This window comes from Variovorax sp. AC103 (assembly GCF_979254005.1).
This window is the reverse complement of the sequence record NZ_CEEDFC010000010.1, coordinates 98,880-121,921: the sequence shown is the minus strand read 5'-3', so window position 1 is coordinate 121,921 and position 23,042 is coordinate 98,880. Positions and strand designations below refer to the sequence as shown.

At 66.7% G+C, this 23,042-nt stretch carries 26 protein-coding genes and 3 tRNA genes; 11 read left to right on the top strand and 18 right to left on the bottom strand.

The genetic code is table 11. From position 1 onward, the window contains the following. The first annotated feature begins 11 nt into the window (after window positions 1-11). Together AC0IYU_RS16405 and AC0IYU_RS16400 are read left to right on the top strand one after the other, a co-directional pair. Entirely contained in the window at window positions 12-725 is a 714-nt protein-coding gene (locus AC0IYU_RS16405) for a DUF418 domain-containing protein (protein ID WP_472118864.1), read from the top strand. Window positions 726-885: 160 nt separating this feature from the next. Then, on the top strand, window positions 886-1,095 hold the full coding sequence (locus AC0IYU_RS16400) for a hypothetical protein (protein WP_435484533.1): 210 nt from the start codon (window positions 886-888) through the stop codon (window positions 1,093-1,095). Window positions 1,096-1,193: 98 nt separating this feature from the next. Here the strand turns inward: AC0IYU_RS16400 and AC0IYU_RS16395 are convergent, their stop codons facing one another. The 10 genes from AC0IYU_RS16395 to folC all read right to left on the bottom strand — a co-directional run bounded on the left by AC0IYU_RS16395 (window position 1,194) and on the right by folC (window position 9,354). After that, window positions 1,194-1,625, bottom strand: a complete 432-nt coding sequence (locus AC0IYU_RS16395; protein ID WP_435484534.1) for an HU family DNA-binding protein — start codon at window positions 1,623-1,625, stop codon at window positions 1,194-1,196. A 436-nt stretch (window positions 1,626-2,061) separates the two neighbouring features. Next, window positions 2,062-2,138, bottom strand: a tRNA-Asp gene (locus AC0IYU_RS16390). 70 nt (window positions 2,139-2,208) lie between these two features. Further along, window positions 2,209-2,284 (bottom strand) — tRNA-Glu (locus AC0IYU_RS16385). Window positions 2,285-2,337: 53 nt separating this feature from the next. Then, window positions 2,338-2,413 (bottom strand) — tRNA-Ala (locus AC0IYU_RS16380). Window positions 2,414-2,447: 34 nt separating this feature from the next. After that, the gene (gene gltX / locus AC0IYU_RS16375) at window positions 2,448-3,836 is read right to left on the bottom strand and encodes a glutamate--tRNA ligase (RefSeq protein WP_472118861.1); all 1,389 of its coding nucleotides are present in this window, start codon (window positions 3,834-3,836) and stop codon (window positions 2,448-2,450) included. A gap of 9 nt (window positions 3,837-3,845) precedes the next feature. Further along, complete coding sequence (locus AC0IYU_RS16370; protein ID WP_472118856.1) at window positions 3,846-5,075, bottom strand: O-succinylhomoserine sulfhydrylase; 1,230 nt, start codon at window positions 5,073-5,075, stop codon at window positions 3,846-3,848. Between the two features lie 8 nt (window positions 5,076-5,083). Continuing rightward, the gene (purF, locus tag AC0IYU_RS16365; protein WP_472118853.1) at window positions 5,084-6,586 is read right to left on the bottom strand and encodes an amidophosphoribosyltransferase; all 1,503 of its coding nucleotides are present in this window, start codon (window positions 6,584-6,586) and stop codon (window positions 5,084-5,086) included. A 12-nt stretch (window positions 6,587-6,598) separates the two neighbouring features. Beyond that, window positions 6,599-7,084 (bottom strand): CvpA family protein, encoded by a 486-nt coding sequence (locus tag AC0IYU_RS16360; protein ID WP_435484538.1) that lies wholly within the window; start codon window positions 7,082-7,084, stop codon window positions 6,599-6,601. Between the two features lie 22 nt (window positions 7,085-7,106). Continuing rightward, window positions 7,107-7,973, bottom strand: coding sequence for an SPOR domain-containing protein (locus AC0IYU_RS16355; RefSeq protein ID WP_472118850.1), 867 nt, complete (start codon window positions 7,971-7,973; stop codon window positions 7,107-7,109). Between the two features lie 73 nt (window positions 7,974-8,046). Beyond that, window positions 8,047-9,354, bottom strand: a complete 1,308-nt coding sequence (gene folC / locus AC0IYU_RS16350; protein ID WP_472118848.1) for a bifunctional tetrahydrofolate synthase/dihydrofolate synthase — start codon at window positions 9,352-9,354, stop codon at window positions 8,047-8,049. A 36-nt stretch (window positions 9,355-9,390) separates the two neighbouring features. Here folC and AC0IYU_RS16345 point away from each other — a divergent pair, with 36 nt between their 5' ends. The 4 genes from AC0IYU_RS16345 to argG all read left to right on the top strand — a co-directional run bounded on the left by AC0IYU_RS16345 (window position 9,391) and on the right by argG (window position 12,366). Next, a complete protein-coding gene (locus tag AC0IYU_RS16345) occupies window positions 9,391-9,744 on the top strand; it encodes an ArsC family reductase (RefSeq protein WP_472118845.1) in 354 nt (117 codons plus the stop codon). A 58-nt stretch (window positions 9,745-9,802) separates the two neighbouring features. Further along, window positions 9,803-10,408, top strand: a complete 606-nt coding sequence (locus AC0IYU_RS16340) for a glycine zipper 2TM domain-containing protein (protein ID WP_472118842.1) — start codon at window positions 9,803-9,805, stop codon at window positions 10,406-10,408. Window positions 10,409-10,533: 125 nt separating this feature from the next. Next, entirely contained in the window at window positions 10,534-10,860 is a 327-nt protein-coding gene (ppnP, locus tag AC0IYU_RS16335) for a pyrimidine/purine nucleoside phosphorylase (RefSeq protein WP_472118839.1), read from the top strand. Window positions 10,861-11,025: 165 nt separating this feature from the next. Then, entirely contained in the window at window positions 11,026-12,366 is a 1,341-nt protein-coding gene (gene argG / locus AC0IYU_RS16330) for an argininosuccinate synthase (RefSeq protein ID WP_472118836.1), read from the top strand. A gap of 69 nt (window positions 12,367-12,435) precedes the next feature. Here the strand turns inward: argG and AC0IYU_RS16325 are convergent, their stop codons facing one another. Continuing rightward, window positions 12,436-13,287, bottom strand: a complete 852-nt coding sequence (locus tag AC0IYU_RS16325) for a glycine-rich domain-containing protein (RefSeq protein WP_472118832.1) — start codon at window positions 13,285-13,287, stop codon at window positions 12,436-12,438. Between the two features lie 10 nt (window positions 13,288-13,297). Then, window positions 13,298-14,350, bottom strand: a complete 1,053-nt coding sequence (gene murB / locus AC0IYU_RS16320; protein WP_472118829.1) for a UDP-N-acetylmuramate dehydrogenase — start codon at window positions 14,348-14,350, stop codon at window positions 13,298-13,300. A gap of 45 nt (window positions 14,351-14,395) precedes the next feature. On the opposite strand from murB, the gene AC0IYU_RS16315 reads away from it, so the two are divergent. Together AC0IYU_RS16315 and AC0IYU_RS16310 are read left to right on the top strand one after the other, a co-directional pair. Further along, complete coding sequence (locus AC0IYU_RS16315; protein WP_435436316.1) at window positions 14,396-14,881, top strand: YajQ family cyclic di-GMP-binding protein; 486 nt, start codon at window positions 14,396-14,398, stop codon at window positions 14,879-14,881. 10 nt (window positions 14,882-14,891) lie between these two features. After that, complete coding sequence (locus AC0IYU_RS16310; protein ID WP_472118826.1) at window positions 14,892-15,563, top strand: retropepsin-like aspartic protease family protein; 672 nt, start codon at window positions 14,892-14,894, stop codon at window positions 15,561-15,563. A gap of 17 nt (window positions 15,564-15,580) precedes the next feature. Here AC0IYU_RS16310 and AC0IYU_RS16305 read toward each other — a convergent pair whose 3' ends face one another. From AC0IYU_RS16305 to AC0IYU_RS16285, 5 genes are all read right to left on the bottom strand, one after another. Continuing rightward, window positions 15,581-15,934: a RidA family protein gene (locus AC0IYU_RS16305; RefSeq protein ID WP_435436314.1), complete on the bottom strand. Its 354-nt coding sequence runs from the start codon at window positions 15,932-15,934 to the stop codon at window positions 15,581-15,583. An 11-nt stretch (window positions 15,935-15,945) separates the two neighbouring features. Next, a complete protein-coding gene (plsY, locus tag AC0IYU_RS16300; protein WP_472118823.1) occupies window positions 15,946-16,584 on the bottom strand; it encodes a glycerol-3-phosphate 1-O-acyltransferase PlsY in 639 nt (212 codons plus the stop codon). Between the two features lie 28 nt (window positions 16,585-16,612). Continuing rightward, window positions 16,613-17,419 (bottom strand): DUF6348 family protein, encoded by an 807-nt coding sequence (locus AC0IYU_RS16295; protein WP_472118820.1) that lies wholly within the window; start codon window positions 17,417-17,419, stop codon window positions 16,613-16,615. A gap of 8 nt (window positions 17,420-17,427) precedes the next feature. Beyond that, window positions 17,428-17,919 carry an aminoacyl-tRNA deacylase gene (locus AC0IYU_RS16290; RefSeq protein ID WP_472118817.1) on the bottom strand — a complete coding sequence of 164 codons (492 nt, stop codon included), beginning with the start codon at window positions 17,917-17,919 and terminating at the stop codon, window positions 17,428-17,430. Window positions 17,920-17,980: 61 nt separating this feature from the next. Then, on the bottom strand, window positions 17,981-19,042 hold the full coding sequence (locus AC0IYU_RS16285; protein ID WP_472118814.1) for an aldo/keto reductase: 1,062 nt from the start codon (window positions 19,040-19,042) through the stop codon (window positions 17,981-17,983). Window positions 19,043-19,168: 126 nt separating this feature from the next. On the opposite strand from AC0IYU_RS16285, the gene AC0IYU_RS16280 reads away from it, so the two are divergent. The 3 genes from AC0IYU_RS16280 to AC0IYU_RS16270 all read left to right on the top strand — a co-directional run bounded on the left by AC0IYU_RS16280 (window position 19,169) and on the right by AC0IYU_RS16270 (window position 22,467). Continuing rightward, window positions 19,169-20,107, top strand: coding sequence for an alpha/beta fold hydrolase (locus tag AC0IYU_RS16280; RefSeq protein ID WP_472118811.1), 939 nt, complete (start codon window positions 19,169-19,171; stop codon window positions 20,105-20,107). Window positions 20,108-20,272: 165 nt separating this feature from the next. Further along, the gene (locus AC0IYU_RS16275; protein WP_472118808.1) at window positions 20,273-21,106 is read left to right on the top strand and encodes a MetQ/NlpA family ABC transporter substrate-binding protein; all 834 of its coding nucleotides are present in this window, start codon (window positions 20,273-20,275) and stop codon (window positions 21,104-21,106) included. After that, window positions 21,103-22,467 (top strand): LLM class flavin-dependent oxidoreductase, encoded by a 1,365-nt coding sequence (locus tag AC0IYU_RS16270; RefSeq protein WP_472118805.1) that lies wholly within the window; start codon window positions 21,103-21,105, stop codon window positions 22,465-22,467. Before AC0IYU_RS16275 ends, AC0IYU_RS16270 begins: the two co-directional genes overlap by 4 nt. A gap of 194 nt (window positions 22,468-22,661) precedes the next feature. Here the strand turns inward: AC0IYU_RS16270 and AC0IYU_RS16265 are convergent, their stop codons facing one another. Then, a complete protein-coding gene (locus tag AC0IYU_RS16265) occupies window positions 22,662-23,012 on the bottom strand; it encodes a hypothetical protein (protein ID WP_435494506.1) in 351 nt (116 codons plus the stop codon). Window positions 23,013-23,042: the final 30 nt, after the last annotated feature.

Below are 23,042 nucleotides of genomic sequence, written 5' to 3'. Positions count from 1 at the left end.
GGCTGCTTCGCATGGCAGCTCGCCACAGGGTTGCCAGCCCGACTTTGCGGACTCCCATGACCTTTACCCCTGCCCCCACGCCACGCCGTTCGGCGTCCGGCGGCTTGCGCCGCATTGAACTCCTCGACGCGCTGCGCGGCTTCGCGCTGCTGGGCGCGTCGATGCTCGCCCTGCACCGCATCCCGCTGTTCGATGCGAAATCGGTGATGCTGCTTGTCGTGCTCTTCGGCGTGGGCCGGGTGGGCGTGTTGCGGGAATCGTTGGCGCACCGGCGCTTCTGGCGCGGGTTGCTGGCCGTGAGCTTCGTCGTGACTGTGCTGCTCGTTCTTCGCCATGACGGCGCCAGCACCTTGGCAGACCGCCTGCTGCTGCAGCTCGCATCGCTGGCCCAGGGCATGTTCTGCATCGCCGCGTTCGTGCTGCTGTTCCAGCGCACCGCATGGCGGCGCCAGTTGCGCAAGCTCGCGCCGATGGGCCGCATGGCGTTCACCCACTGCATTGCGCTGACGCTGATGGGCCTGGTGCTCGTCCCCCGGCTGGGTCTCGACGTGGAAAGCCTCGCGAGCGCGGCCCTCCTCGGCGCAGGCGTCTTCGCGCTGCAGGCGATGGCGAGTTGCTGGTGGATGGCGCGCTTTCGACAGGGTCCGCTCGAGGGGGCATGGCAACGCCTGAGCCTGGCCCGGCTGCGGCCGGTGCAGTGGCTCAGGGCCGTTCGGGACTCCTGACACCAACGCAGCCGCGCACGAAGACGGCCGGGCCGCCGCGCAATCGGGTCATGGCCTACACGCACCGCCGCAGCCCGATGACCCTACGCGCTGGCCCCGGGCGTAAGCTGAGCTACAACCCAATCAGTAACCCCGCAACCCGAACCCGAGGAGCGCACCCATGGCAGCCAACGCGAAAGTCACCGGAGATGTCGAATACAGAGCTGGTGACGGCCCCCTGATCCTCATTCCTCAAGGCCCTATCGAGGTGCAACTTGCACCCGACAGCGCCGTGTTGAGCTGGGGCGACGCCGGCAACATCCAGACGACGGCCATCCCCTTGTCCGAATACCAGCGCTACCTGGGCGAGGGCGTCATCAAGCCCGATTGACGCCGCGCATTGCGCACGCGCCGCGCCCATGAAAAAACGGCCCGAAAGGGCCGTTTTTATTGGGTGCATGCACGGCCACCAAGGCCGCGGCGCATCGCTTACTTCTTCTTGGCAGCGGCCTTCTTGGCGGGCGCTGCTGCCTTCTTGGCAGGCACGGCCTTCTTGGCTGCGGACTTGGCGGCCGGCTTCGCGACGACGGCCTTGTCAGCCTTGCGCTTGGCAGCCTTCGGATCCACGGCGGCCTTGAAGGCGGCGCCCGGCACGAACTTCGGCACCTTCTGCGCGGCAATCTTGATCTTGGTGCCGGCGCTGGGGTTGAAACCCGAGCGTGCGGCACGAGCGACTTGCTTGAAGGTGCCGAAGCCGACGATCTGCACGGGGTCGCCCTTCTTCACTGCGGCAACGATCGAGCCGGTGATGGTCTCGAGGATGCGCGCGGCTTCTGCCTTGCTGACGTTGTGGGCGGTTGCGATTTTTTCGACGAGTTCGATGCGGTTCAACTGAGTTCCTAATAGGTTTAATTTCGCCATGTTGCCTATGGCGGCGCAGCACGAATACAAGCTGCAAGCGGGGCGGAGTTTATTCGACTGCGAGAAGGCCTATGTAACGCGGCCACTTAAAGTGGTATCGATGAAGCATTGAACAGGGGGTTCGTGAGCGTTTTGAACACATGGCAAGGAGGGAAAACTCCTCTGCATCCAGGGTCCGTTGCGCTCGTATTGCCTCGTCGTCAGTACGCCAAGGTCATCGCCATCAGCATCGAGTTAAGGCGTCGACCAAAGTAGGCAAGCGAATCGCAGAACGCGCTCGCCTCATCCAACAGACGGCCGCGTTAATGCTGCTGCTTGCAGGCATGGCGAACAAAGAAAAATCTGGGGGATGCGTGGCCGATCGTCGCGACAGCCAACAGCCGATTCCGAAAAGACAAAAGGGTTAGCAGACGAATCTGCTAACCCTTGTCGGAACTGGCGGAGTGGACGGGACTCGAACCCGCGACCCCCGGCGTGACAGGCCGGTATTCTAACCAACTGAACTACCACTCCTGGTAGACAACTTTCACTCGTTTTACCGAGCCAAGTGTTGCCACTTGTGCCTGAGTCACTTGCGTGAAACTGGCGACCCTACGGGGATTCGAACCCCGGTAGCCACCGTGAAAGGGTGGTGTCCTAGGCCTCTAGACGATAGGGTCAAAACCTTAGGAACCGTGCTGAGATCAGCACTTATCTTCTTCTCGACACTTTATGGTGGAGGTAAACGGGATCGAACCGATGACCTCTTGCATGCCATGCAAGCGCTCTCCCAGCTGAGCTATACCCCCTGTGGGTGTCGAGCCTCGAATTATAGCCCGTTTATCAGGCCTTTTTCAATCTTTCGATAACTTTTTCTTTCGAAAAAATCTCGAGGACTGCATCGAGGGACGGTGTCTGCGATGTTCCCATCACAAGCACACGTACTGGCATCGCAAGCATCGGCATTTTCATGCTGTGCGCTGCGAGCACTTCCTTGATCATAACTGCGATTGAGGCCTTATCCCAGGTCGCCGTCATCAATTTTTCTGCCAATGTTGCAATCGCGGGCTTAACGGCCTCGGTGATGTGCTGTGCGCGGTCGGCTTCGGACACCGTGACGTCGGCGTAGAACGCAGCCGCCCAGTCCGCGAGCGCCACGGTCGTGTCGCAACGATCCTTGAAGAGCGTGCAGATCGCAGGCAAGCGCTCATCGGCCACGATGCCGCGCTTTTGCAATTGCGCCGCAACCAGCGGCGCGAGTTCATCGCCGTTCTTCGCCTTGATGTACTGCGCATTGACCCACGCCAGCTTTGCCGCGTCCCACTGCGCAGGGCTCTTCGAGAGGTGCGTGCCGTCGAACCAGCTCACCATCTGATCGCGTGTGAAGAGCTCGTCGTCGCCATGGCTCCAGCCCAGGCGCGCGAGGTAGTTCAGCATCGCTTCGGGCAGGTAGCCGTTCTCTTCATAGGCAGTGACGCTCACTGCGCCGCGGCGCTTGGACAGCTTCTGCCCGTCGTCGCCAAGAATCACCGGCACGTGGCCGAACTCGGGCAACGGTGCGCCCAGCGCGCGGAAGATGTTGATCTGCCAGGGCGTGTTGTTGATGTGCTCGTCACCGCGGAACACGTGCGTGATGTTCATGTCCCAGTCATCGACCACCACGGCAAAGTTGTAGGTCGGCACACCGTCGGGCCGCAGGATGATCAGGTCGTCGATCTCGCGGTTGTTGATGGTGATCTCGCCCTTGACGAGGTCGTTCCACGTCACGTCGCCTTCGGGCGGATTGCAGAAGCGCACCACTGGCGGCACGCCTTCGGGCACGGGGGGCAGCACCTTGCCCGGCTCGGGACGCCAGCGGCGGTCGTACAGCGTCTTCTCGCCGCGCTCGCGCTGCGCTTCGCGCATGGCATCGAGCTCGGCGGGCGTGCAATAGCAGTGGTAGGCCGTGCCTGCGGCAAGCATCTGGGCGATGACTTCGCGGTAGCGCTCCAGGCGCTGCATCTGGTAGATCGGGCCTTCGTCGTAGTCCAGGCCGAGCCAGTGCATCGACGCCAGGATCTGGTCGGTCGAGTCCTGCGTAGAGCGGGCCACGTCGGTGTCTTCGATGCGCAGCACGAATTCGCCGCCATGGTGGCGTGCATAGGCCCACGAATAAAGCGCGGTGCGGGCCGTGCCCAGGTGGAGGAAACCGGTGGGTGACGGTGCGATGCGGGTTCTAACTTTGCCGGTCATGGGGTCGATTCAGGAATTCAGGGTGCTCAGGCCACGAAGACCTCGTGAGAGGTCGGCCGTGATGTCGTCGATGTACTCGAGGCCGACCGCGAGGCGGATCAACCCCTGGCTGATGCCGGCCGCCTGGCGCTGCACTTCAGTGAGGCGGCCGTGCGACGTCGTGCCGGGGTGCGTGATGATGGTCTTGGTGTCGCCCAGGTTGGTGGCGATGCTCACCACGCGCGTGCTGTTGATCACGTGGAAGGCGTTGGTACGTGCGGCTTCGGGCGTGTCGCCGACCACGTCGAACGACACCACCGCCCCGCCCTGCCCCGACTGCTGGCGCATGGCCAGTTCGTGCTGCGCATGCGACGCGAGACCCGGGTAATAGACGCGCGCGATGCCGGGCTGCTTCTCGAGCCACTGCGCCACGGCCAGCGCATTCGCGCACTGCGCCTTCATCCGGATGCCGAGCGTTTCCATGCCCTTGAGCACGACCCACGCATTGAACGGCGACAGCGCCATGCCGGCGGTGCGCACCACAGGGCCGAACACGTCGACGATGAGCTTCGACGGCCCGCAGATCGCGCCGGCCATCACGCGGCCCTGGCCGTCGAGGTACTTGGTGCCCGAATGAATGACGAGGTCGGCGCCCAGTTCGGTGGGGCGCTGCAGGATCGGGGTGCAGAAGCAGTTGTCCACCGCCAGCAGCGCGCCCGCACCATGCGCCAGGTCGGCCAGCGCCCGGATGTCGCACACCTCGGTGAGCGGATTGGTCGGCGTTTCGGCGAACAGCAGCCTGGTGTTGGGCTTCATCGCGGCACGCCATTCGCCCACGTCGGTCTGCGACACGAACGTGGTCTCGACGCCGAACTTGGCGAACTCCTTGCCGAACAGGTTCAGCGTGGAGCCGAACACCGAGCGCGAGCAGATCACATGGTCGCCGGCCTTCAGCAGGCCCATGCACATCATGAGGATGGCGCCCATGCCCGTCGAGGCTCCGATGGCGGCCTCGGTGCCTTCGAGCGCCGCCAGGCGTTGCTCGAAGCTCGTCACCGTGGGGTTGGATGTGCGCGAGTAGGTGAAGCCCGCCTCGGTGCCCGCAAAGCGGCGCGCCGAGGTTTCGGCGTCGGGCTGCACAAAGCCGCTCGTGAGGAACAGCGCTTCGGAATGTTCGCCGTACTGGCTCGGCGCCAGCCCGCTGCGCAACGCGAGCGTGTCGCGGTGCAGGCCGGGCGGCAGGGTTCGTTCGTCGGTCACTTCGACACTCACTCGCTGAAGTTGGGCAGCGCGAGGCGCGAAGAGTCTTCTTCGGTCTCTTCGATGCGGGGACGGTTGCCGTTCATGCGCGAGATGGCTTCGGTGTCGATGTCGCCGGTCACGTACACGCCGTCGAAGCACGAGGCGTCGAAGCCGTCGAGCTTGGGGTTGAGCGAGCCGATGGCGCGCTTCATGGCGTCGACGTCCTGGTAGATCAGCGCGTCGCAGCCGATCAGCTGGCGGATTTCCTCGATGGTGCGGTCGTGCGCCACCAACTCGCCCTTGGTCGGCATGTCGATGCCGTAGACGTTGGGGTAGCGCACCGGCGGCGCGGCGCTGGCCAGGTACACCTTGCGGGCACCGGCGTCGCGCGCCATCTGAACGATTTCCTGGCTGGTGGTGCCGCGCACGATCGAGTCGTCGACCAGGAGCACGTTGCGGCCCTTGAACTCGCTGGCGATCACGTTGAGCTTCTGGCGAACCGACTTCTTGCGCACGCCCTGCCCCGGCATGATGAAGGTGCGGCCCACGTAGCGGTTCTTCACGAAGCCTTCGCGGTACGGCACGCCCAGCAGGTGCGCGAGCTGGGTGGCGCTCGGGCGGCTCGACTCGGGAATGGGGATGATCACGTCGATCTGGTTCGGCGGCACGGTGGACACCACGCGCTTGGCCAGCGTTTCGCCGAGGTTCAGGCGCGCCTGGTAGACCGAGATGCCGTCGAGCACAGAGTCCGGACGCGCGAGGTACACGAATTCGAAGATGCAGGGGTTGAGCGACGGCGATTCGGCGCACTGCATCGAATGCACGTTGCCCTCGAGGTCGATGAACACCGCCTCGCCGGGTGCGATGTCACGCTCGAACACATGGCCGGAGCCTTCGAGCGCGACCGATTCGCTGGCCACCATAACGGCGCCGTCGGCGCTGCGGCCCATGCACAGCGGGCGAATGCCGTACGGGTCGCGGAAGGCGAGCAGGCCGTGGCCGGCGATGAGCGACACCACGGCGTACGAGCCGCGCAGGCGCTTGTACATGTTCTTGACCGCGGCAAACACCTCGGCCGGGTGCAGCGGCACGCCGCGTGTGGAGCGCTCCAACTCGTGCGCCAGCACGTTGAGCAGCACTTCGGAGTCGCTCTCCGTGTTGGTGTGGCGGTGGTCGGTGGAGAACAGCTCCGAACGCAGCGCATGGGCGTTGGTCAGGTTGCCGTTGTGCACCAGCACGATGCCGAACGGCGCGTTCACGTAGAAGGGCTGCGCCTCTTCCTCGCTGTACGCATTCCCGGCGGTCGGGTAGCGCACCTGGCCCAGGCCCACATTGCCCGGCAGCGCCCGCATGTTGCGCGTGCGGAACACGTCGCGCACCATGCCCTTGGCCTTGTGCATGAAGAACTTGCGCTCGAGCAAGGTGACGATGCCAGCCGCATCCTGGCCGCGATGCTGCAGCAGCAGCAGTGCGTCATAGAGCAACTGGTTGACGGGTGCGTTGCTGACAACGCCGACGATTCCACACATGAACGATTCCTCTCAGGGCAGGTAGCTTGCCAACTTTTCAGGCAGCGCGGGTTTCAGGCCCTGCAATGCCGCATCGAGAACAACGGCGCTGCGCGATTCGTGCCACCAGGCACTGTCGCTCAACACCAGCAAATGAACAACAACGGCCAGCACGAGCAGGGCCACAGCACCCCGCGCCGCGCCGAACGCCGCTCCCAGAATCCGGTCCACCGGCCGCAGACCCACGACCGTGATCAACTTTCGCGTCAGCGCGGCCACCAGGCCCACGCCGAACGCCACGGCCACGAACACCAGCACGAAGGCCAGCGGATAGCGCCACGCCGCCTGCGGATCGCCGAACGGCAACCATGCCGCAACACCGGAAGCCAGCCATTGGGCGGCGATGAAGGCGGCCACCCAGCCGATCAGCGAAATCACTTCGAACACCAGCCCGCGCATCAGGCCGAAGAGCATCGACACCCCGATGAGCGCGACGGCAATCCAGTCGAGCAAGGCCACGGCGACAGGCGGTGACGCTGGCTTACAACGTGAGGATCGCGGCCGCCAAAGACAAGCCCTTGACCTTCTCGGCGGCGCGGTCGGCTTCGGCACGCGAGGCGAACGGACCGACACGCACACGCGTGCGTTCGCCGTCGGCCGTCTTGGCCACGTGCACATAGGTCTTCAGGCCGGCCCGCTCGAGCTTCTGGCGCACTTCGCGGGCCTTGTCCGCATCGGCGAACGCGCCGACCTGCACCACGAAGCGGCCGGCGGCTTCGTCGCCGGCCTTGGGTGTGGCGGCGGCCGCGGTCGGGGGCTTGCCTTCGAGCAGTGCGCGGGCACGCGCGCCGTCGTCCGCGGTGGCAGCCGGCTTGGGCTTCGGTTCGGGCTTCGGCTCAGGCTTGGGTTCCGGCTTCGGCTTGGCCTCGGGTTTGGGTTCAGGCTTGTGTTCGGGCTTCGGTTCCGGTTTCGGTTCCGGCTTGGGATCGGGCTTGCGTTCCACCGGGGCGGCCGCAGCGGGCGTGCTGGCGACCGGCTTGCCGGTATCGATCTCGGTGCCGTCGGCGGACTCGGTGATCATGCCGCCGGCCGAGGCCACGCGCGACGCGTTGTCTGGCGCGGCCGGGGCGGTGCTCGTCGCGGGCGCCGGCGTGGCAGGCACGGGCAGCGGCTTGACCTTGTTGCGGTCGGGAATCTCGATGGGAATGTCGACCGACACGGGGCGCGGCTGGGTGTCGAACAGCAGCGGAAAACCGATCACGCCGAGCAGCACCAGCACCGCGGCGCCGAGCAGCCGGTGGCGCGCACGCCGACGCATGGATTCGACACTTTCCGCCGGCACGGCAGCCGGTGCGCTGCGTCCTTCGTTGCCTTGTGGGCCGCGCGTGCGGAACTTGAAAAACGCCATGAAGTTCGATCCCTGGAGGAGTGCAGCGAGGTGTGCCCGATGGTGCCGGATGGGTGTGTGGACAGCCCGGCGATCAGCCGCCCGGCAGCAGGTGTTTGGCTTGCAGGCGGGGGGTGCCGTTTTCGAGCACGCCGCCCACGGTGAAGAACGATCCGAAGACAACGATTCTATCAGCGGGGTCCGCGTGCTCGATGGCTGCGCGCAACGCGTCCATGGGGCCCGCATGCACGCTGCCGGAGGCATCCGCGCGCGTGTTCTGTGCCTGCCACGCGGCCAGCAGATCGGCGCCCTTGGCCGCGCGCGGCGTGGGCAGGTCGGTGAAGTACCAGCGGTCGATCAGCGGCCCGATGCGCGCCAGGATCGGCGCGAGGTCCTTGTCCGCCATGACGCCGAACACGCCGTGCGTTGTCGGGTAGAAACCCATCGCGTCGAGGTTCTCGGCCAGCGCGGCCACGGCGTGCGCGTTGTGGGCCACGTCGAGCACCAGCGCGGGCTCGCCCGGCACGATCTGGAAGCGGCCCGGCAGCTCGACCATGGCCAGCCCGCTGCGCACCGCCTGCGCCGTGATCGGCAGCTGCGGCCGCACCGCCTCGAGCGCCGCGAGCACGCCCGCCGCATTGATGAGCTGGTTGGCGCCGCGCAGCGCCGGATAGGCCAGCCCGCTGTAGCGCCGCCCGCGCCCCGACCAGCCCCATTGCTGCTTGTCGCCCGACACGTTGAAGTCCGTGCCGAAGCGCCACAGGTCGGCACCGATGGCGTTGGCATGGTCGATCACGCTCTGCGGCGGCATCGGGTCGCTCACGATGGCGGGCTTGCCGGGGCGCAAGATGCCGGCTTTTTCGAAGCCGATGCTCTCGCGGTCGGGCCCGAGGTACTCCATGTGGTCGAGGTCGATGCTGGTGATGACCGCGCAGTCGGCGTCGATGATGTTGACGGCGTCCAGCCGCCCGCCCAGCCCGACTTCGAGGATCGCCACGTCGGGCTTTTCCTCGATCATGCAGTGCAGGATGCCCAGCGTCGTGAACTCGAAATAGGTGAGGTTCAATTCGCCGCGCGCCTGCTCCACCACTTCGAAGCTTGCTATCAATTTGGCAGCATCGACGGCTTCGCCCTTGAGCCGCAGCCGTTCCTCGAAGCGCACCAGGTGGGGCGAGGTGAACACGGCCGTGCGGTAACCCGCGTGCGTCAGGATCGACTCGAGCATGGCGCAGGTAGAGCCCTTGCCGTTGGTGCCAGCCACCGTGATGACCGGGCAGCCGAAGCGCAGGCCGAGGCGCTGCGCCATTTCTTTGGCGCGCTCGAGCCCGAGCTCGATGTTCTTTGGGTGCAGTTGCTCGGCGCGAGCGAGCCAGTCGTTAAGGGTTTCCATGGAGGCGGGCATTGTCGCCGACCCGACGATCGCGGCATCATGGCGTCCATGACAACCCTATACGGCATCCCGAACTGCGACACCGTCAAGCGCGCCCGCACCTGGCTCGACGAACACGGCGTCGCCTACACCTTCCACGATTTCAAGAAACAGGGCGTGCCAGAGGCCCAGCTCGACCAATGGCTGAAGAAGCCCGGCTGGGAGGCATTGGTCAACCGCAAGGGCACCACCTGGCGCAAGCTGGACGAAGCCGCCCGCCAGGCCGTGGTCGACGCCGCGTCCGCCCGCCCGGTGCTGCTGGCCAACCCGAGCCTCATCAAGCGCCCCGTGGTCGACTGGGGTCCGAAAAAAGCGGTAACCACCGGATTCGACGCCGAAGCCTGGGCTGTCAACGCCGTGTAAACCCCGGAACCCGCCCGGTCGAAGCACCTCCAACCGCCATCCGCAGGAGAGACACACCATGAACAAACTCGCTTTTCGCACCCTCGCCGGCCTTTCCCTGGCCGGCGCACTCGCGGCGGGCACCGGCCTCGTGCATGCCCAGCCACAAGGACAGGTCGTCCAGGCGCGGGTGATCTCGGCCACCCCGCTCCGTGAAACCACCGGCAGCGACGTCAGCTACAACGTCACCTACGAGTACAACGGGCAGCAATACACCACCCGCATGAACAGCCGGCCCGGCGCGACCATCCCGATCCAGGCCAGCGGCTACGGCGTGACGACCTCGGCGGTGGCGCCGCAAGCGCAGGTGCAGACCTACCCGGTCGAGGCCAGCAACGGCGGGTATCCGCAGCAGTCCGGCGGCTCGCCCTGGGACAATGTGGTGCCCGAACCCGGCGTGGTGGTCGGCGCGGGCGGGCCTCCTCCCGTCTACGTGCGGCCGGCGCCGGTGTACGCACCCGCCCCGGTCTACGTCGATCCGGGCTATGCCTACGGCTACCCTTACGTCTATCCGCCGGTCGGGATTTCGCTGAACCTGGGCTACTCGCGCGGCTGGGGTGGCGGGTATCGCGGGTACGGCGGATACCGCGGATACAGCGGCTACCGCGGCGGCTGGCACCGCTGAGCCGACGGCCGGCCGCGCTCGCCGGCCCAGCCCCTAAAATCGAGGACTTTTCCAACCCTTGACGGGTGCGCCGCTGGTGCGGTGCGTCCTCGATTCGCCGACCGCCATGGCGCCGGCGCCACCCAATGACGACGACTACCGACACAATCAACAGCGCCACAGTGGCCACCAAGGCCAATGTGTACTTCGACGGCAAGTGCGTGAGCCACAACCTCACGCTGGCGGACGGCACGAAGAAATCGGTCGGCGTGATCCTGCCGTCCACCCTCACCTTCAACACCGGCGCCCCTGAAATCATGGAATGCGCCGGCGGCAGCTGCGAATACCAGCTTGCGGGCACCACCGAGTGGGTCGCCGCCGGCCCCGGCCAGAAATTCAGCATTCCCGGCAACTCGAGCTTCCAGATCCGCGTGAGCGGCGAGCCCTACAGCTACATCTGCCATTTTGGGTAGACCCCCAGGCTTCGCGCACTTCGTGTCGCTTCTCCACCCCCCTTGCAGGGGGCGATACCAGTGGCCCGGCGAAGCCGGTTCCACGGTATCCACGGCACAGAGCGAGAGTCGTGCCACGAATGTCATGAACCATTGAACCGCGCCACCACCAACGGAACTCCCATCATGTCGACCATCCTCCAAAACGTTCCCGCCGGCCAGAAGGTCGGCATCGCCTTCTCTGGCGGCCTGGACACCAGCGCGGCGCTCCACTGGATGCGCAACAAGGGCGCCATTCCCTACGCCTACACCGCCAACCTCGGCCAGCCCGACGAGCCCGACTACGACGAGATCCCGCGCAAGGCGATGCTCTACGGCGCCGAGAACGCCCGCCTGATCGACTGCCGCGTGCAGCTGGCCAACGAAGGCATCGCCGCGCTGCAGGCCGGCGCCTTCCACGTGACCACCGCCGGCGTGACCTACTTCAACACCACGCCGCTGGGCCGCGCGGTGACGGGCACCATGCTGGTGTCGGCCATGAAGGAAGACGACGTCCACATCTGGGGCGACGGCAGCACCTACAAGGGCAACGACATCGAGCGCTTCTACCGCTACGGCCTGCTGACCAACCCCAATCTGAAGATCTACAAGCCTTGGCTCGACCAGGTCTTCATCGACGAGCTCGGCGGCCGCACCGAGATGTCCGAATTCATGCAGAAGGCCGGCTTCGCCTACAAGATGTCGTCCGAGAAGGCCTATTCGACCGACTCGAACATGCTCGGCGCCACCCACGAGGCCAAGGACCTCGAGCACCTGAACAGCGGCATCCAGATCGTGCAGCCCATCATGGGCGTGGCCTTCTGGAAGGACGAGGTCGAAGTCAAGCGCGAAACCGTGTCGGTGCGTTTCGAAAAGGGCGTGCCCGTGGCCCTGAACGGCCAAAGCTTCCCGAGCCTGGTCGAGCTGATCCTCGAAGCCAACCGCATCGGCGGGCGCCACGGCCTGGGCATGAGCGACCAGATCGAGAACCGCATCATCGAGGCCAAGAGCCGCGGCATCTACGAGGCCCCGGGCCTGGCGCTGCTGTTCATCGCCTACGAGCGCCTGGTCACGGGCATCCACAACGAAGACACCATCGAACAGTACCGCGACAACGGCCGCAAGCTCGGCCGCCTGCTGTACCAGGGCCGCTGGTTCGATCCGCAGGCCATCATGCTGCGCGAGACGGCCCAGCGCTGGGTGGCGCGCGCCATCACCGGCGAGGTGACCATCGAGCTGCGCCGCGGCAACGACTACTCGATCATGAACACCGAGTCGACCAACCTCACGTACAAGCCCGAGCGCCTGAGCATGGAAAAGGTCGAAGGCGCGTTCACACCGCTGGACCGCATCGGCCAGCTCACCATGCGCAACCTGGACATCGTCGACACGCGCGAGAAGCTGGCGATCTACACCCGCGTCGGCCTGCTGACGTCGAGCGAAGGCGCGTCGCTGCCGAAGCTGACCAACGACGGCCAGGACAGCTGATCGCGCGCTGATTTAAGCCGTAAAGACAACGGGCCCCGCGGGGCCCGTTTTTCATTGCGCCGGCGAAGATCAGTCTCCGCCACCACCGCCGCAACCACCGCCACAGCCGGAGGAATCGCCGCTCGATCCCCCGCCGTCGCTCGAGCCGCCACCGCCATCGCCGTCGCCGCTGCTGCTGCCCGACTCGCTGCCGCCGAAGCCACCCGCATCGCCCGAGCTTCCCCCGTCGGACGAGGATTCGCCGAAGCTGGTGCCGCACTGGGCGTCCGAGCCGATGTGGCGTTCCACCGCGCGGCAGTCGGGCACGTAGTGAAAGCCGCCGGCAATCGCGAACTTGATGTCCAGCGCAAACAGCAGCGGCAGCCGCGCCGGGTTGCGCGGGTCGATGCTTTCCTCCTTGCAGGCCCAGTACCAGGTGCGGCGCAGGCCGTCGTTGCGCTTTGGGTCCCTGCCCAGCACCTCGGCCGGACTGTGGTGCAGCATGCCGCCGAACGCCGCCTTGCACCAGTTCTGGTAGCCCTGGGTATGCAGGATGAACTCGTGCCACGCCGTGTCGACCACCTTCGAGGGCATGGCGACGAACTTGCGGTTGCTGCGCAGGTGCGACATGAAGAACTGTCGCAGGCCGCGCAGCACCAGTTCGGCGTCGCGGCGGCTCAGCTGCGGATGGGCTTGCTGCAGCTTGCCGATCAGGAACGGCGGCAGGCGCGCCTCGCGGATGAACTGGCGCCGCAGGCTGATCTCGAGGAACTTGAGCACAGCCGAGAACAGCACCGCCACCACGATCGCGGTCACCGTCACGCCAAAGCGGCGCGAACTCAGCAACACGGCCAACAGCGCCACCAAAGGCACCGCGCGCCGGGCCCATACCAGCGCGCCGATGCGCCGGCGGAAGTTCAGGTGCAGGAAGTCGAGGTCCATGCCGGCAGGGTCAGACGACCACCGGCTCCGGCTCCAGCCGGATACCGAAGCGCTCGTACACGCTGGTCTGGATGGCCTTGGCCAGGGTCATCACCTCGCCGCCCGTCACGGGGTTCTCGCGGCCGCCGCGGTTCACCAGCACCAGCGCCTGGCGCTCGTACACACCGGCATTGCCCACCGACTTGCCCTTCCAGCCGCAGGCGTCGATGAGCCAGCCGGCCGCCAGCTTGATGCTGCCGTCGTCCATCGGGTAGTGCACGATCTTGGGGTCGCGCGCGATGATGTCGGCGCACTGCTCGGGCGTGACCGTCGGGTTCTTGAAGAAGCTGCCGGCGTTGCCCAGCACGCGCCAGTCGGGCAGCTTGGCGCGGCGAATGGCGCAGATCCAGTCGAACACGTCCTGGGCGCTCGGCGTGAAGTTGCCGGTTTCTTCCATCTTGCGTTCCAGGTCGAAGTAGCCGACCACCGCCTTCCACGGCTTGGGCAGACGAAAGCGCACCCGGGTGATGACCGCGCGGCCCGCAAGGCCGAAGTCGTTCGGCCCGCCGCGCACATGCTTGAACACCGAATCGCGGTAGCCGAAGGCGCACTGCGCGGCGTCGAGCGTGAAGCTGCGGCCGGTTTCCAGGTCGTAGGCGTCGAGCGAATCGAAGCGGTCCTGGAGCTCGACGCCGTAGGCGCCGATGTTCTGCACCGGCGCACCGCCCACCGTGCCGGGAATGAGCGCGAGGTTTTCGAGGCCGGGATAGCCGTTGCGCACCATCCATTCGACCGCGTCGTGCCAGACTTCGCCGGCACCGGCCTCCACGATCCAGGCACGCTCGCTCTCCTCGACCAGCCGCAGGCCCTTGATTTCGACCTTCAGCACCAGTTGCTTGACGTCCCCGGTGATGACGATGTTGCTGCCGCCGCCCAGCACGAAACGCGGCACTGCACGCCATTGCGCGTCGGTGCTCAGCGCGGCCAGGTCGGCCTCGTCTGCAATGCGCGCAAGATGCTGTGCACGCGCGACGATGCCGAAGCTGTTGTAGGGCTGCAGCGGGACATTGGACTCCACGATCATGGGAGAATTGTCGCATCCAGCACCAGTGAATTCAGGAGAGAGTCCATGCCGTCTTTCGATACCGTCTGCGAGCCCAACCTGCCCGAAGTGAAGAACGCGGTCGAGAACACCGCCAAGGAAATCGGCACGCGCTTCGATTTCAAGGGCACCGCCGCCGCCGTCGATCTCAAGGACAAGGAGATCACCATGATCGGTGACGCCGAGTTCCAGCTCGTGCAGGTCGAAGACATCCTTCGCAGCAAGCTCACCAAGCGCAGCGTCGACGTGCGCTTTCTCGACAAGGGCGACGTCCAGAAGATGGGCGGCGACAAGGTCAAGCAGGTCATCAAGGTCAAGAGCGGCATCGAGAGCGAGCAGGCCAAGAAGATCACCCGCATCATCAAGGACAGCAAGCTCAAGGTGCAGGCCGCGATCCAGGGCGATGCGGTGCGCATCACCGGCGCCAAGCGCGACGACCTGCAGGCCGCCATGGCCCTCATCAAGAAGGACGTGCCCGACATGCCGCTGTCCTTCAACAACTTCCGCGACTGAACCCCGCTGCATGAAAGCGCACGCTGGCGCGAAGCGGCTGCTGCTTGCGGCAGTTGGAGCGCAGCTCATGGCTGCCGCTGCCGTGGCGCATGCCGCCAGCTCGGTCACGCTGACCGGCAGCATCGGCAGCCGCGCGATCCTGATCGTGAACGGCAATGCGCCCAAGACCGTGGCGGTCGGCGAGAGCTACCAAGGCGTGAAGCTCGTGTCGCTGCAGACCGAGCAGGCGGTGGTCGAGCTCGAAGGCAAGCGCGTCAACCTGCGGATGGACACGCCGGTCAGCATCGGCGGCGGGGCTGCCACGGGCGGCGGCGGCAGCCGCGTGGTGCTGACGGCAGACAGCCGCGGGCACTTCATGACGCAGGGCGCCATCAACGGCCGGCCGGTGACCTTCATGCTCGACACGGGTGCGACCTCGATCGCACTGTCGATGGCCGATGCCCAGCGCATCGGGCTCGACTACACCAAGGGCCAGCGTGTGCAGATCGGCACCGCCAACGGCACGACGCAGGGCTACAGGCTGCGCGTGCAGTCGGTGCGCGTGGGCGACGTGGAGGTGTACGACATCGACGCCGTCGTCTCGCCGGAATCCATGCCCTTCGTACTGCTGGGCAACAGCTTCATCACCCGCTTTTCGATGCGCCGCGACGCGGACCAGATGGTCCTCGAAAAGCGGTACTGAGCGCGCCGGCGCTTCCTTCAGGCCTGCGCAGCCGTCACCACGATCTCGATCTTGTAGGCCGCATTGGCCATCTTGGCCTGCACCGTCGCGCGCGGCGGCGTGTTGCCGGCCGGAATCCACGCGTCCCACACCTCGTTCATGGCCGTGATGTCTCCGATGTCGGCCAGGAAGATCTGCGTCGAGAGAATGCGCGACTTGTCGCTGCCGGCCTCGGCCAGCAGCCGGTCGACCATGGCGAGCACCTGCGCGGTCTGGCCGCGGATGTCTTCGGCGGTGTCGTCGGGCACCTGGCCGGCGAGGTAGACGGTGCCGTTGTGCACGGCGGTTTCCGAGAGGCGGGGGCCGACGTGGTGGCGGGTGATGGTGGCCATGGTGTGTTCCTTCAGTTCGATTTTTTCTTGGCGCCGAGCTTCGACTCGGTGCCGGCCGCGAGCCGGCGGATGTTTTCGCGGTGCCGCCAGAACAGCAGCAAGCTCATGATGATGATCGCAATCAGCACCGTGCGGTCGAGTGGCCATGCAATGTTGCCGCCTATCAGGTAGTAGGCCGGCGCGAAGAAGGCCGCCGCCAGCGACGACAGCGACGAGTAGCGGAAGAACACCGCAACGATCAGCCAGGTCGCGCCCGTCGCCAGCCCCAGCCAGGGCGCGATGCCCACCAGCACGCCCGCCGCGGTCGCCACGCCCTTGCCGCCCTGGAAGCCGAAGAACACCGGGTACAGGTGCCCGAGAAACGCCGCCAGGCCCGCGAGCGCGGCCACGCCGGCGCCCAGGCCCCACTGCGCGCCGAACTGGTGAATGAGGAACACCGGCACCCAGCCCTTGAGCGCGTCGAGCAGCAGCGTGGCCAGCGCCGCGCCCTTGTTGCCCGAGCGCAGCACGTTGGTGGCGCCGGGGTTCTTGCTGCCGTAGCTGCGCGGGTCGGCCATGCCGAGCGCCTTGCTCACGATGACCGCGAAGGACAGCGAACCGATCAGGTAGGACGCCACGATGGCGATGAGGGAAGGCAAGGTGAAACTCAAGACGGCACTCCGCGGGGAAAAGTTGTTCTTATTCGGCGACGACCGCCTGGGGCGGCGATTGGATCACAACATACTGCTTGCGAAACTCCAGGCCGCGGTCGGGCCACTGTGTCACATAGGCGCGCAGCGCCTCGGCGCCGGCCGGCCAGTCTTCGCCGTCGACGCGGCAATCGGCCTGCACCTCGCCCTGCGCGTCGCGCGCAGCGTACAGGCGCACGCCGTGCACCGCGTCCGATTCGAGCAGCGGCCTGAAGGCGTCCCAGGTGTTGGTGAACAGGCAGCAGGGGCAGAACGGGTGTTCTTCGTGCGCCTCGACTTCGGGGTGCGCCACACGGTGCGCCACGGGCCCGAACAGCACGCGCCGCGCGCGGCCTTCCTGCCAGCTCATGTCCATCGACGTGCAGTGGCCCAGGTCCTTGCGAAGGGCGTCCTGGTACACCACCAGGTCCACCTGCGCCCACAGGTCGAAGCCGCGGGCGAGTGTGTCGGCGGCCGTATCGCCGGCGGAATGCTGGAACTCGAAGGTGCCGCCCGGCAGCAGTTGCGCATGCGCCACCTCGATGGTGGTGGAACTGCTGGCCTTGCCGCCGCCTTCGACCGAAAGGCTCAGTATCTGCGGCAGCAGCCAGAGCCCGTCAGGCAGCACGACCCAGCCCTCGCGTTCGAGCCGGCCCTCATGGCCCCGCGCCGCGAGCGCTTCGAGCAGCATGGCCGACAGGTCGACCGTCTCGCGCCAGCTGCGCTCGTCGTTGCGGTACGACATCTCGAACGATGCACCCTGGCCCGGGTTCGCGGCCCGTCGGGAGGGGAAGAAGTCGGAAGGCGGGTGCGTCATGGCGCCGGCTATTCTGCCAGCGCACATTGCACGGGCGTGGCGCCCAGCAGCTCCACGCACACCCGCGGATCGATGCCGATCAGGTAGCCGCGCCGACCGCCGTTGAGCACGATCCGCGGCAGCTCGAGCACGGTCGCTTCCACGTACACCGGCATCTCGCGCCGCGTGCCGAAGGGCGAGGTGCCGCCCACCATGTAGCCGCTGTGGCGCTGCGCCACCTCAGGCTTGCAGGGCTCGACCGACTTGGCGCCGATCTGCCGCGCCAGGTTCTTGGTCGACACGGTGCGGTTGCCGTGCATCAGCACGATGAGCGGCCTGGCGTCCTGGTCCTGCATGACCAGCGTCTTGATGACGGTGAACGGGTCGAGCCCCAGCATCTCGGCGCCGCGCTGGGCGCCGCCGTGCTCCATGTACTCATAGGGATGCTCGGTGAACGCGACCTTGTGCGCCCGCAACAGCTGCGTTGCGGGCGTTTCGGACACGTGCGTCTTTTTGCTCATCGAAGTACCTTCGTGCTTCGCACTGCGGTACGCGCTTGCTTGGGTCGGCCCGGCGCTGCGCTCACGCCGCCGGGTCGCGGATTTCCAGGCGGATCTTGTCGATCTCGGCCAGGATCTCCGGCGACAGCGTGGTGCCGTACGCGTCCAGGTCTTCCTCCAGCTGCGCCACCGAGGTCACCCCGATGATGGTGCTCGCGACCTGCCATTTCGTGTAGCAGAAGGCCAGCGCCAGCTGCGTGGGCGTCAGGCCGTTGTCACGGGCGAGCTGGTTGTAGCGCCTGGCGGCGCGCAGCGAATCGGGCTTGCCCCAGCGCTGCTTGCGCACCGACTCGTAGCTCGAAATGCGCGCGCCCTTGGGTGCGTCGGGGCCGTCGATGCCGCTCTGGTCGTACTTGCCCGTGAGGAGGCCGAAGGCCAGCGGCGAGTAAGCCAGCAGCGACACGTTGAGCCGGTGCATGGTCTCGTCCAAGCCGTTCTCGTGGGCGCGGCTCACGAGGCTGTACACGTTCTGCACCGTGGCCACGCGCGGCAGGCCGTGCTGCTCGGCCACGCGCACGAACTCGTGCACGCCGTAAGGGGTTTCGTTCGACAGGCCGATGGCGCGCACCTTGCCCGCCTTCACCAGCTTGCCCAGCGCCTCGAGCTGGTCGTGGATCGGGGTCTTCGAGGTTTCCTTCGCCGGGTCGTAGTACATGGCGCCGAACACCGGCACGTGGCGCTCGGGCCAATGGATCTGGTACAGGTCGATGACGTCGGTCTTCAGGCGCTTCAGGCTCGCGTTGCACGAGGCCTCGATGTCGGCGGGCGTCATGCCGGTGCCTTCGCGCACCCAGGGCATGTTGCGCGAGGGGCCGGCCACCTTGGTGGCCAGCACCAGCTTCTCGCGCGCGCCGGGGTTGGCGGCGAACCAGTTGCCGATAATGGTCTCCGTGACGCTGTAGGTTTCCTTGCGGGTGGGCACCGAATACATCTCGGCGGTGTCGATGAAGTCGACGCCGCGCTCGAGCGAGCGGCTCAGGATGGCATGGGAGGTGGGCTCGTCCACCTGTTCGCCGAAGGTCATCGTGCCGAGGCAGATCGGGGTGACGTGCAGGTCGCTTTGACCGAGTTGGATCTTTTTCATGCGCGGGATGCTACCGCCCTCCCCGGCAAGCTGCTGGCCGCCGGCGCAAAACCCGAGCACGTCGCGCCCTGCCGCTGTCGTGTGGCGGACTGCGCCGGCACAGGGGCCTCCTTATCATCGGTCGCCATGTACCAAGCCCTTCGCCCCTCCCGCAGTGAATTCGTGCCCGTGCGCAACCTCAGCTACCACGTGCGCCTGTGGGGCCAGCCCTCCGATACACGCCCGCCGCTCGTGCTCGTGCACGGCTGGATGGACGTCGCGGCTTCGTGGCAGTTCGTGGTCGACGCCATGGAAGAAGACCGCTTCATCATCGCCCCCGACTGGCGCGGCTTCGGCCTGACCGAAGGCGGCGGCGTCGACAACTACTGGCTCGCCGACTACCTGGCCGACCTCGAATGGCTGCTCGACCATTACGTTGGCGAGGCGGGCGAAGGCGAGAGCGCCAGGCCCGTCGACCTCGTCGGCCACAGCATGGGCGGCAACGTCGTCATGCACTACGCCGGCGTGCGCCCGGAGCGCATTCGCCGCCTCGTCAACCTCGAAGGCTTCGGCATGCCCGCGCGCAAGCCCGAGGAAGCGCCCGCGCGCTACGGCCAGTGGATCGACGAGCTCAAGCGCCTGCACCGCGGCGAAATGGCGCTGGCCGGCTACTCGGGCGTGGACGGCGTGGCGCGCCGCCTCATGAAGACCAACCCCCGCCTCACGCCCGACAAGGCCAACTGGCTCGCCAGCCACTGGTCGGTGAACCACGGGCATCCCGACGGCGGCGAGCGCTGGCAGATTCTTGGCGACCCGGCGCACAAGATCGTCAACGCCCACATCTTCCGCGTCGACGAGACGCTGGCGCTCTACGCGCGCATCACCGCGCCGCTGCTGATGGTCGAGGCCTCGGACGACAGCCTGCAGGGCTGGTGGAAGAACCGCTACACGCTCGACGAATTCCACGAGCGGCTGAAGTCCGTGCCCACCGCGCGCATCGAGCGGCTGGAGGACGCAGGCCACATGCTGCACCACGACCAGCCGCAGCGCGTGGCGCGGATGATCGAGGAATTCACCGCAGGCTAAAGCCGGCCGGGCCGCGGGCCGCTTCGCCGACTTCCCAAAGAAAGCGCGAGGGCCAGCGCCGCCGATATTCGGCGAGCGGATATCCAAGCGCGCGAATCTTCGTTCGCGGCGCAGGCACCGCGCCCTAGAGTGCGCAGCTCCCTTGCCTCCCCGGAGTTGCCTGCTATGCGTATTTCTTCGCGCGCGCCCTTGCTGGCGCGCTGGTCCGTGCCGTTGCTGGGCGGCCTCGCCCTGAGCCTGCTGCTGCACGTGTCCGCCCAAGCCGCCGACCTGCGCGTGGGCTTCATGCCCGGCCCCTACCGCGACGCGTTCACCCACGGCATCGAGCCCCAGCTGAAGAAGCTGGGCTACAGCGTCAAGTACGTCGAGTTCAGCCAGGGCGTGCAGCCCAACGACGCGGTGGAGCGCGGGCAGATCGACGCCAACATCTTCCAGCACACGCTGTACCTCAACGCCACCAACAAGCAGCAGAACTTCGACCTGGTGCCGATCGTGCATGTGCCGACGCCGCCCATGGGCCTGTACTCGCAGCGCCACAAGTCGCTCGACGCGGTGCCCGACGGCGCCACCGTCACGCTGCCCGCCGACCCGGTGAACGCGGCGCGTGCGCTCAACATCCTCGCGGCCGTCGGCTGGGTCACGCTGAAGCAGGGCGTGAGCCCGCTCGCCGTGTCGGAGCGCGACGTGGTCGACAACCCCAAGCGGCTGAAGCTGGTGCCGCTGGACGCCGCGCAGGCACCGCGTTCGCTGGCCGACAGCGACATCGCTGCCGTGCAAGGCAACTTTGCCGTGGCTTCGGGGCTGAAGCTCACCGAAGCGCTGAAGCTCGAAGACATGACCCTGCCCTACGTGAACGTGGTGGCCGTCAAGCGCAGCAACGAGAACGCCAAGTTCGCGAAAGACATTGCCGCCGCCTACCAGTCGCCCGAGTTCCAGCGCTTCTTCAAGGCCAACCCGACCTGGGCCGGCTACCGCCTGCCCGACTATTTCGCCCAATGAGCGCTTCGAACCACAGCCCCACGTCACCTCGGCCGCGCCAGCTGCACCTGAACGTCAACATCCTGCATTCGGGCTTCGTGCCCTCGGCCTGGCGCCTGCCCGAAAGCGACCCCTGGGCCTTTGCCGACATCCAGCACTACATCCGCACGGCGCAGATCGCGGAAGCGGGCAAGCTCGACGCGGTGTTCCTCGCGGACAACGCGGCCATCGTCGACCAGGTCCACTTTCGCCCGATCACCGCGCTGGAGCCGACCATTCTGCTGGCCTGCGTGGCCGCGGCCACGACGCACATCGGCCTGATCGCGACCGCCTCGACCAGCTACAACGAGCCCTACAACATCGCCCGCCGCTTCGCCACGCTCGACCATGTGAGCGGCGGGCGCGCGGGCTGGAACGTGGTGACCACGGCCGACCTGCCCTCGGCGCGCAACTTCGGCCTGGACGCCACGCCCGACCATGCGAAGCGCTACGCGCGCGCCTCGGAGTTCACCGACATCGTGAAGGCGCTGTGGGACAGCTGGGAAGACGACGCCTTCATCGGCGACAAGGCCACGGGCCGCTTCATCGACCCGGCCAAGGTGCACGCCATTGCGCACCGCGGCGAGCACTTCGCGGTGCAGGGCCCGCTGAACCTGCCGCGCGCACCGCAGGGCCACCCGGTGCTGGTGCAGGCGGGCGCTTCGGCCGACGGGCGCGAGCTGGCGTCGCGCCATGCGGAGGCGGTGTTCTCGGCCTCGCAGTCGTTCGAGGAATCGCTGGCGTACGCCCGCGCGCTGAAGACACGCGCGGCAGAACTGGGCCGCGGCCCCGACGCGGTGAAGGTGCTCGCGGGCCTGACGACCATCGTCGGCAGCACCGAGGCCGAAGCGCGCCGCCGCCGCGACGAGCTGGTCGACCTGATTCCGTGGGACTACAGCCTCACGCGCATCGCCGGCACGCTGGGCATCACGCCCGAGCGCCTGAAGCTCGACGAGCGCCTGCCCGAAGACCTGCCCTTGCCCGGCAATGGCAACGGCAACCACACTTTCTTCAACGCGGTGGTGGCGGCGGGGCGTACGCACGGCTACACGGTGCGCCAGCTGATTCGCGAACTGGCGGGCGGCGGCGGGCACCGCGTGATCGTCGGCACGCCGGAGCAGATTGCGGACGACATCGAACACTGGTTCAAGGCCGGTGCGGCGGACGGGTTCAACCTGATGCCCGATGCGCTGCCGCATGGGTTGCAGGACTTTGTGGACGGCGTGGTGCCGATCCTGCAGAAGCGCGGGATCTTTCGCACGGAGTACGAGGGGCGCACGTTGCGTGATCACCTCGGGTTGGCGCGGCCCGGCGGGCGAGTGGCACAGCAACTCGCGGCCTGATGTGCATTTCTTCCTCCCCCGCTGGGGGAGGGCTGGGGTGGGGGCACGCGGCCTACGCATATGCACCAGCTTTTGCAAGCGCCGTCGTGCCCCCATCCCAGCCTTCCCCCAAAGGGGGAAGGAGCAACACGGGGCTCGGAGCGCTGGTTTTTTCTTTCTCCCTCCCCCGCTGGGGGAAGGAGCAACGCGACGCTTTACTCCTCGTCGGCGTCGTTGCCCGTCAGAGAGAGCACTTCCTCGACGAAGGCCTCGAACAGCGGCAAAGAAGCCGGCAAGGCGTCGAAAGACTCTGCCTCGCCCGCATCGAAGAAATGCGGCTTGTCCGCAGGCACCGACACCCACTCGCCGGCCTCGACCAGCAAACCCAGATAGCCGTCGGTGACAGGCAAATAGAACAGCCCGGCGCTGTCGAGCACCTGCTGTCCCTTCTTGTTGCCTCGCCCCCAGCTCACGCCCTGCCCCGCCAGGTGATCGGTGATCCAGCCGTCGCACACGTGCGTGTCGCGCCAGCTTCCTTGGGCATCGAATACGGCCAGAACGGGCATGGGAGCGTCCTTTTTCGGGAAAGAGAGAAA